This window comes from Nostoc sp. (genome assembly GCF_036916575.1).
In the GTDB taxonomy this organism is placed as follows: Bacteria; Cyanobacteriota; Cyanobacteriia; order Cyanobacteriales; family Nostocaceae; genus Nostoc.
Map to the genome: position 1 here is coordinate 1 of NZ_JBALGC010000097.1, position 9322 is coordinate 9322.

The 9322-nt window shown below is 40.8% G+C and carries 8 protein-coding genes and 1 pseudogene; 4 read left to right on the forward strand and 5 right to left on the reverse strand.

All coding sequences use genetic code 11. The annotated features are described in order from the left end of the window. A partial coding sequence (locus tag V7L29_RS20865) for a VOC family protein (protein ID WP_334736690.1) occupies positions 1-1022 on the forward strand: 1022 nt, incomplete at its 5' end. A gap of 374 nt (positions 1023-1396) precedes the next feature. Here V7L29_RS20865 and V7L29_RS20870 read toward each other — a convergent pair. Further along, on the reverse strand, positions 1397-2128 hold the full coding sequence (locus tag V7L29_RS20870) for a hypothetical protein (RefSeq protein WP_334736691.1): 732 nt from the start codon (positions 2126-2128) through the stop codon (positions 1397-1399). A gap of 1174 nt (positions 2129-3302) precedes the next feature. Between V7L29_RS20870 and V7L29_RS20875 the strand changes: the two genes are divergently transcribed. Continuing rightward, positions 3303-4520: a glutathione S-transferase family protein gene (locus V7L29_RS20875; protein WP_334736692.1), complete on the forward strand. Its 1218-nt coding sequence runs from the start codon at positions 3303-3305 to the stop codon at positions 4518-4520. A 587-nt stretch (positions 4521-5107) separates the two neighbouring features. Here V7L29_RS20875 and V7L29_RS20880 read toward each other — a convergent pair. The 4 genes from V7L29_RS20880 to V7L29_RS20895 all read right to left on the reverse strand — a co-directional run bounded on the left by V7L29_RS20880 (position 5108) and on the right by V7L29_RS20895 (position 8133). Beyond that, positions 5108-5404, reverse strand: a complete 297-nt coding sequence (locus V7L29_RS20880) for a hypothetical protein (protein ID WP_334736693.1) — start codon at positions 5402-5404, stop codon at positions 5108-5110. Between the two features lie 437 nt (positions 5405-5841). Beyond that, positions 5842-6534 (reverse strand): TIM-barrel domain-containing protein, encoded by a 693-nt coding sequence (locus V7L29_RS20885; RefSeq protein WP_334736694.1) that lies wholly within the window; start codon positions 6532-6534, stop codon positions 5842-5844. Positions 6535-7153: 619 nt separating this feature from the next. After that, a complete protein-coding gene (locus tag V7L29_RS20890; protein WP_334691368.1) occupies positions 7154-7477 on the reverse strand; it encodes a hypothetical protein in 324 nt (107 codons plus the stop codon). A gap of 476 nt (positions 7478-7953) precedes the next feature. Further along, positions 7954-8133: a high light inducible protein gene (locus V7L29_RS20895; RefSeq protein WP_334691369.1), complete on the reverse strand. Its 180-nt coding sequence runs from the start codon at positions 8131-8133 to the stop codon at positions 7954-7956. 781 nt (positions 8134-8914) lie between these two features. Here V7L29_RS20895 and V7L29_RS20900 point away from each other — a divergent pair. Beyond that, entirely contained in the window at positions 8915-9094 is a 180-nt protein-coding gene (locus tag V7L29_RS20900) for a DUF262 domain-containing protein (protein ID WP_334736695.1), read from the forward strand. 46 nt (positions 9095-9140) lie between these two features. Further along, positions 9141-9322 (forward strand): annotated as a pseudogene (locus V7L29_RS20905) (IS5/IS1182 family transposase); the annotation flags it as partial.

Here is a 9322-nt window from a genome sequence, read left to right on the forward strand (position 1 = left end):
AACAACAAACCGCAATTGAAGGTATCTATGAAGTTTGTATCGGCATCCCAGAGCCAATTTCTGCAATTCAGTATTGGGAGCAATTTGGCTATCGCATTGGTCAAGTGGGTGAATTAACCGCAGATGTAGCCAATCAATTATATGGGGTGAATTCATCTTTACGCTCAATCCGCCTTTACCACCAAAATTCAGATCATGGGTTGATTCGGCTGATGGTTTGGCAAAACCCCACCCATGAAGGTTTGGGAATTGCGTCGATGAAAATTAAGGGAAACCGTTGGGCGACAAGCTTAACGGCAGATGTTTTAAGTATCTTAAATCATGTAGAGGATGCAAAAGCCGCAGGTTTGCCTATTAGACACACTAACCCTTATTGGGAAGTCATCTACAACAAAGAGAGGAAAAGCCGTCCTTTTATTGAGCCAGCAGTTGGTGTGCGCGAAATGCTGCTACTGCAACCCTTAGCTCGACAGGTTTTATTTCAACGGTTTGGCTATACACTACCGGATTACGGACAAGTTAACCATAATGCTGCTCTCAAGGCTAGTCAGTTTACCCATATGGGGATCATCGTTCAGGATGACAGCAAAGAAACCCTAAAGTTTTATGAAGAAGTTTTGGGTTTGCTACGTGTGCGTGATGGTGTCGAAACTAGCTGTGAATCTTCGCCAGCAGGTCGAGATATTTTTGACCTTAACCCTGGTGAAAAGTTTATTGTCACTACCTTTGATGATCCCCGTTCTTCTAAGTCTGACCTAATGGCTGCACGCAGTGGTAGACTTTATATCATTCGATTCCCAGAAGATATTAATTTAGAATCGCGGTTTGAGGCAGCCCAACCAGGTAGCTTGGGTATGTCTTTATATACCTATCGAGTTAAGGGAATACAGGAGTATTGCGATCGCATCAAAGCAAGTAGTGTACAAAAAGTTACAGACATCATTAGTAATGAGTTTGGCCAGAGGAGTTTCTCTTTTGTTGCGCCAGATGGCTATTTCTGGACTTTGCTAGAAGGTAATTAACTTTATAAGGCAGATTAAAGGAGACTTTTTCTGCTGACTAGGGGGACACGTCACTGTGTCCTCCCGTTACCCAACAAGAGACTTTTTACAAAGCATGTCAATTCATAGTAACAATTGCCACTATAACTTCTGGTGCATTTGATTTATCTATGAATAGTACAACAGGGGAAGCAGGGGGAGAATAACTAATGCTCAATGCCCCATGATTAATAACTATTGAGCAATCGAATTTTTATCTTTAAACACTAAACAGGTAAATTGAGAAAGTACAAAGGGAAGGGGGTAGGGGTTAAGTCTTTTCTTGTACTCTACTCAACTGAAAATCGCTTCATTGGTTGATTTACCGGACATGATATGATTATCCAGACTTCATATTACTTTTGAGATATATAAATTTTCAGTTGAATGCTTTCTCTCAAGCTGCTAAGGTAAGCTAGCAGAGCATAAATAAAAATCACAATTCCGACCATTTCCAAAAACTCTTCAACAATTATGCCAGTTAACGCTATTAGGCTACGTCGCCCAAAATCTACTCTCAAAAGTCCACCCACCATTTCCATACCTAAAGCTCCACCCACATAAACAACTGCGGCAATCAAAAATAAATACCGAGTATTGTAAGGGAGATGGAGCAAAAATTTTAGATATTTAAATGCAAAAACTCCTACTAAAATAACACCAGGGATAACCCAGGTTTCATAAAATATAGGATTGAGATGAAGCGATTCTCGCAGTGACGGAATTATCAAAATTTCGTGAAAACTAAATGCTTCATCTAAACTTAAATAGAAAAATATCAAATATAGAGTTTTCCAGTAAACAAAATAGCGGTCTTTCGTCTTAATAGCGGTAATTGCTTTAAGTAATGCCGAACAAAATAATAGAGAGAATGAAGAATACCAGGCAGGAATATTCAATTCTCCATTTAGGCTAAATAGATCGTAAAACCATTTGGAAGCTGGGAAGGGAAACTTCGAGAGCCAGAAATAGCCACTTAGAACGCCTGCTAAGGTGAGGCATATAACTATAACACTTAAACGCCGAGCAATTGTTTTAGCACTGAGATGAATTGGTAACTCCACACTATGGTTTGATACTTGCTGCATACGAATATTGAGCTAATTTTCTCTATCTCGAACAATTAAGAGGAAATTATCTCATATAGGCAAATGATATGGACGAACTATTACAGATTTAAGTAAGTCGGCACAATAAAACTAAACTGTGTGAAGAAAAGTAAACAAGGCTCAAACTATTTTTCCCCCTGCTTATTGCCCCCAGCAACAACTGCCTTATCCCAACGATAATTATTTACGCCTACCTACTTAGCTATTCGTTTAAACATCTATGCTGCATGGCTAGTCTTTGGTAGCGCTTTAATTGGGTGGGGTGCTTCAATCTTAGGCTACACTCAATGAAATTGCAAGTGTTGTAGATTCTAGCAGCTATTAGCTTGACTTTCAGTACTTATTATCTAATGTGTATTTTTTTACTTAAATTTTTTATCTCTCTCTGACTCGAATTTATAGAGATTTCTTTGATTTTGCCAGCTTAAGTAAGTCAAAAAATAGATAGATTAAATCTTGCTTTTTAACTATTATCATGTAATAATAACTATTAACTCCGTTAAACCTATAAATTTAACGTACTTTATAATGAAAGTTCAATAATTAAGCTTTTTGTCTGTTTAAAAGCTAGAAACATACCAGTGTATAGCTTGAGGCCTACTATCTATAAAAAGTTTGCTACTTTCGGTTGTAGGATACACCTTTATCCACATTTGTGCATATTTTAAATTTAAGTTTTAAATAGCGACGGATAAATGGTATGAAAGCTTTACTAATGCAATTAATAAATGCAGATTGACAATCTCATAGCTTCTAAATTAGATGTACTTGTAATGGTAAAAATGTTGATATTTTAATAGTAGTTGTAAATTAATGATGTACATAATCTAATACCATTTTGGATTTTTGATTTTGCGGAAAGTCTAAGCGTCGGTTTCCGGCGATCAGACGCCACTTGCTTCAAGCCGGGAGACCTGTCCAACGCAGTGGCTCAACTTTCCAAGACGGATTTTGGATTGGTAATCGCCTTCTATAACAAGGGGTTCATAATTTTCCTGTCGCATTTTTTTTAACTTGTATAAGTTTAAAACTCAGACAAAAAGGCTATTTTATCCCTAACTCCTAACCGGAGGTGGAGCGTCTCCGGCTCCGCTCCTAACTCCTAACTTCTAACTCTTTTGTGGAGAAAAGTTAACTTAAACTAAGGTGAAATATGTCAATTCAAGATACAGCATCTAATTGGGAACAACTGTTAGAAATTGCCCAAAAAAATACCCCTGCTCGACGGGTACGTAGGCCAGGACAGTCGCCTTCTACCGCTCCCATCCCTAGCAGTCTCCATAAACTGCCGCTAGATACAGAACCGCCAGTACTGCTCTACCGTGATACTAACTCTTGGTGTCCATTTTGCGAACGGGTTTGGTTTGCTCTCGAAGAAAAAGAAATTCCCTTTGCAACAGAGTTTATCGACTTGAGTAACAAGCCTAAATGGTATACCGATTTAGTTCCCACAACCCTTGTCCCTGCTGCGAAAATTAAGGGAAAGTTAGTCTATGAGTCCAAAGACATTCTCTTAGAATTAGAAGAACGATTTGGGCCTACCTTGCTCCCTGAAGACCCAGAGGAAAACGCCATTGCTAGGCAGTGGCTTAAGGATGCTGATACCAATGGGATGATACATATCGCCTACAAATTCCTTAGACAAGCCCCTGAAGATCCTAATGAATTAGCAAGCTTACAGACAGCTTTTGAGGCAAAATTAGACGAACTTGAGCAACTTCTCCAAAAGTATCCTGGCCCCTACTTTTTATCAACATTTAGTGTGGTAGACATTACTTATAGCCCCCATTTAGACCGCTTGGCAGCTAACTTACCCGTTTATCAGGGATATCAACTCAAGGGAAATCCCCGATATCCTCGCATCAACGCTTGGTTTGAAGCACTCAAACAGCGTCCCGCTTATCATCGTGTAAAATCGGATGATACCACCAACAATTTACTATTGCGTCGGCGATGGGGCGTGACACCAATCGGCAATCCCTTGCCCCCAGACCCAGCAGCTAGCCAGGAAATTCAATTTCGGGCAGAAGCGGCTGAAAGGTTGACTGATAATCGAGAAGTTGCTTTAGGAGACATCCTAAAAAACTCTGGGGTGCAAGCATTGGCGGTCAATGGTGACACAACAGCCGTTAAAGAAGCGGTTGATTTTCACCTCAGATTGCTGGCTGACTATCTGATTAATGGCAATGGTGCAGCATTACCGTGGGGGCGCGTGGGCGGTAAAGACAATGCCGATCCGATTGTATCTGCGGTTGGAGCCATCACACTTGCCTATGTGAGAAATCGCATCTGTGCGCCACGGGACATGAGCGCTGGTGCAGCAACTGCATTCCGCGCAGCAGCAGATAAGGTGTTGGCAGCTCTCTATTAGCGATCGCTCGTGACAGGTTAAGATTCTATTTCGCATGGTGGTAGTCTAGACAATTTTTAGCTACCACCTCTTTTTTTAAAAGGATGTCTGATTCGCAAGAAAACTCTGATAACACAAATCGAGCAGATTTTTATATGTTTCAGGGCAAATGCATCTAAATTTGGCTGGATAAGTCTTGACAAGAATATATTTTTATGTATTTTCAGTAGATCGAAAACTTTTGCGATGCCTTCTGTGCAAGACGCTGCACGTAGCTTGCTTCTCCGTAGGAGTACGGCGGGCGTAGCCATCGCTCAAAAATGTTATAACCTATAATACACATAGTTCTACCAATGTCAAGCTAAACTAATTCCCCTTGTGACTCCTCCAAAATACCATTTGAATGCGGGACATCAAAATAGCTTCTCTATATTTGGGTAAAGCAGGAGAAAGTAAAAAACTGAAAGCTATATAGAACAGGCATTTATAGCCTTAATTCCCATTTGAGTGCTGATCTTGGTTCAATGCCATTTGAGCAAATTTATGCCAAGAAAAAAAAGGAGAGTAGCAATACTCTCCTAAGGTAATATGAGCGAGAATTTCTTTTCTTAGCGATGAAAGTAAGCTTGACGTTCACGCAATTCACGAGCATGTCTTTCACGGGCTTGACGCTCACGCAATTCATAAGCGCGTCGTTCACGAGCTTGACGTTCACGCAATTCACGAGCGCGTTGTTCACGGATTTGATGTTCGCGTTGGATTCTACTGTTATTAAAAGCTACAGTATTGCGATTCAAATGATCATGCTCCGATTTAAATTCAGCAGCATTAGCATTTTGAGAAAGAGCAGCAATTGAAGCAGCTGCTAATAAGCTTCCAAGAAGAATAGATTTAAAGTGGTTCATATATCCTTTATATGCCTTGCATTAGTTGATTTGTGTACTCTCAATCTAATCGGAATAATCAGGTACACGCCTGTGATAAAAGTCATGTTTGAATGGTTACTTTTGTCACTAATATTAGAATTTATATTTGATTTTTGAAATTGGATAACGGTCAAAACTAGACCTGAGATGGGTTATACCCTCAGGGCAGCCTAGTAAAACTGAAGTCGGATTCCTATATTAGAGGTAATTATTCAAAACCATTGCCAAGCGGTGGTGGGATAGAGCATTGGTCTACACATCTCAATTTTTTCTGTTACAGCTATTTAGGAAAACGTGTAATGCTTGGTAAAACCATTGCAAAAAAGTAAAGACGGCTTGTCGAATAAATGATTATTAATGTCTAATTGTTTGTTGAAATGAGTATAGAACGAAGAACAGCACTTCGCGAAGAGAAATTAAAGGACGTCAAGGGCTTTGAGTTGTGTAACGAGCTGCTCTCCAAATACAGCTCCGTCCCTGAAAAAGACTCCCGGTTTGCCGAGCGGTGCGGATACTCCGATCCACTTTCCTTGTTTTGAATTGAACTTAGCGCCTGTCCACAGATGAATCCATTCTCCAGCGGGCAAATATAACTGCACTGTTTTGACGCCTTTGTCCAAAACCGGCGCAACCAAGAAGTCAGGACCCAGCATGAATTGATAGCGAAGATTATAAACATTCGGATCGTCGGGATAGTGTAGGACGAGGTGGCGAACCACGGGATATCCCACTTTTGCAGCCTGATCGACAAGGGTTTTCCGGTAAGCGGCTAGCGATTTGTACACCTGCCCAAATCGAGCTAAGTGGGAGAGAGTCTCTTTATCTGTGTCAATCTGCGCGCTAATCTCAGGAACCAATCCATCATGGGTGCGAAAGATGACCGTGAATGCATTAAGCTCCATCCAGCGCATGAGCAGTTCTTTAGATCGCGCAATTACCGGAATCTTATCAAAGGCTGCCGCGTCAAAGCCCCCCGTGTCACTGTGCAAGAGGCTGAAGCCGGACATACCGCCCGACAGTAGCCCCACGACGGCAGTCTTGATGCCATCGTATTCATCCCAAGTCTGCAACTGTAAGCGTTCGCCATGTAACACAAGTGAAGCTTGCAAGATGATACACAGTCTTTTGCCTTATACATTGGAAGCGTAACAAATTTATATAGCTTGTATTATGTGCCAAGCATGATATATTATCAATGCGCTTTTTGAATCAGATGAAAACACTCGACCAACGACTGCAACCGATATCCTCGTTTCAATCCCTAATAGGGATTTTTGGTAATTGCCAATGTAAAAATGTTTTGGATTTAATCTCTGTTTCGTTGTTTTAATCCTTAATAGGGATTTTAGGTAATTGCAATGGCTTCTGAAAGGCTTGCCTTATTTGGTTTTCAAGGTTCGGTTGCGCGAATGCAAAATTCTTAACACGAGGAGTTGTGATTTGACTAGAGGCAAATGGCTGAAAACTAATCTACATAAAATGCGCGGATGGTTTAGAAATGCGTAGGCGTAGCCCGCCGCCGGCATCGCTCTCAAGTTCTTGCAGATAAGGCAATTCAGCCATTTTTCTAGTCACCCCTTCCCTAACACCTACCTATCCGCGCATTCAGCAAAAAAACTAATCTGATGGAAAGCTGCTTACTTATAGATATCTTACTCGATTAGGTTAGCTGACTTCAGGCCGATACCTGGGTACACCTACGCAATACCAACACCCCCATGACCAACTTTATTTGGCAGCGTCTTCAAAATCTGTTATCGCACAACTAAACTCCCTAAAAGCTGTTTTAATCAAAACCTCTTTCGTTCCCCTTTCCAGCGAAGAATTGCGTATAAGGTCTGTTAATTCTATGAACAGCAGAGAAAACATAAAACGATCTTGGCGGTCAACTTGTTTCAAGCAAGACGATATAAACTGATAAAGCTCTGTTTTTCTAGGTTTGGTTTGTTCTTCCCATATTTGTAACCCAAGCCGGAAGGTTCTCAAGCGGATTTCATTAGTATTGAAGGACGCGTCTTTGTAGCGGACTGATACGCGTTGGGGTAATTCCATGAGTTTTAGCTATACATATTCGATGTAAAGTAATTATTCACTTATATTTTGGCTCAACCGGAAAAATCTGATATTTAGCTTGAAAACAGAAAATATAGCCGTTATTGCTTGCGTCAAATACAAGTGTTTGTAAGCCCTGAAATTGTTCGTCGTGTTTCCTCATCTTTAGCCGTTATTGCTTGCGTCAAATACAAGTGTTTGTAAGGGCACAGCATTGCTGTGCTCTTACCGTTTATCGTGGTGTACTACATTCAAACAAGAAGTGCTATAGGTAACAGGGGATAGGGAAAGAGATTTTCAATCTGATATCTCCGTTGAATTGCCCATAATAAGAGAACCTCACCCCGCTTATAGCTAAAGTTACAGGCTCCCCTCCCTACTAGTGGAGAGGCCGGGGGAGAGGTTACGTAGGAATCACAAGTAATTCGCCTGACATGAGATGAGTTGTCAAGTAAAGGCGAAAAGCCTACATCAATTTAGAGGATGCCCCAGAAATGGAGTAAGCCTTGACCAGAAAAAGCTTCAATCAAAATTGCAGATAGAAAACCAATCATTGCAAGACGACCATTCCAATTTTCACTCTGAGGAGTGAAGCCAAAACGCACAGCATTAGGGTCTTCTGAAACAATAGGCGCAGAATTCTTAAAACCTGACATGAGTAAAACTCCAAAGTTCAAGTGTTGTAGCAGTTGTAACTGTCTGTAAAGTAATGTAACAGATGTTAAAAAAAATGCAACCTTGAGTGAATAAAGAAAAGCTGAAGAAAAGCTACACAGTCGAGGGAGAATTCAACAGATTGCAGCGTTAGCAAGTTGGCAGAGGGGCACGCTGCGCGTAGCTTGCTTGAGAGCAGGGGTGCGAGCGTCAGAGTCTTCTACCATACATACTCGTTGATGGGACCGCTCTGTGACTAGGGGAGTATTCCAAAATTTGGAAGGGGGACTGTTTTCAAACTCGAAGATCCCCCCTAACCCCCCTTAAAAAGCGGGGAAAACAAACTTTAAGAGCAAGCCTTTAGAATTACCAAAATAAAGCCAGGACTTACGAAAAAAGGCAGTAAAAGCCTTGATTTACCGTAGGGGCAATTCATGTAGACGCATACTCCTACGTCCAAGCAAGCTACGCTGAGCGTCTCGTAGAGAAGCGGCTTAAGGCAGGGTATTGCCCCTACATTTCGTATTTGATGCGTAAGTCCTAAAAGCAAAAAAACTGTAGGTTCGCTTATTGTATGTAATAGGCTTATGCACGGTGATCTAGCAGCGATTCTCTAAAGGAGAGGCTACGCCAACGCGGGACTCCATAGCCTCTATGCAGCAGATTATCTGTAAGGTAACTTGAGTTAATTTAGTCTTGTGGCGATCGCAGTATGAGTGAGTTAAACTGCGTTTGATTAGGGAAATTTGCATCAGATTATACTCAGGGAGTACTTGAAATTTTATGCCAGTAGCCATTCACGCCACAGAAAAAGCACTATGCAAGGTTTTTAGTGACGACTTCGCATTTTCCATACCGGCTTATCAGCGTCCTTATGCATGGACAAAAGACCAAGCAAGTGAGTTGTTAACTGATTTATTGTCTTTTTTAGGAGAACTCTTGCAAAAGTTTTCTATGATATAATTAAGGGTTAGATTTCTTTGTGATTAGGACTTGAATTAGCAGTGAAGTTATCCACCAAAAAACTAGTCAAATCATCTATTTAGCGCATGGTTTGGGGAGAATCCATGATTTTAGACTATTTAAAAGTAGTGGAATAAAATTTGGAGAATTACTTAAAGTCATAGCGGATAAAGGCTATCAAGGGATTAATAAAATTCCTCAATTGAGTGAAACACCGATTAAAAAACT

What these genes read in the sequence shown, in the direction of transcription:
- V7L29_RS20870 (WP_334736691.1), bottom strand. Translation starts at nt 2,128, where the DNA reads ATGCAGCAAGTATCAAACCATAGTGTGGAGTTACCAATTCATCTCAGT.
- V7L29_RS20875 (WP_334736692.1), top strand. Translation starts at nt 3,303, where the DNA reads ATGTCAATTCAAGATACAGCATCTAATTGGGAACAACTGTTAGAAATT.
- V7L29_RS20880 (WP_334736693.1), bottom strand. Translation starts at nt 5,404, where the DNA reads ATGAACCACTTTAAATCTATTCTTCTTGGAAGCTTATTAGCAGCTGCT.
- V7L29_RS20890 (WP_334691368.1), bottom strand. Translation starts at nt 7,477, where the DNA reads ATGGAATTACCCCAACGCGTATCAGTCCGCTACAAAGACGCGTCCTTC.
- V7L29_RS20895 (WP_334691369.1), bottom strand. Translation starts at nt 8,133, where the DNA reads ATGTCAGGTTTTAAGAATTCTGCGCCTATTGTTTCAGAAGACCCTAAT.
- V7L29_RS20900 (WP_334736695.1), top strand. Translation starts at nt 8,915, where the DNA reads ATGCCAGTAGCCATTCACGCCACAGAAAAAGCACTATGCAAGGTTTTT.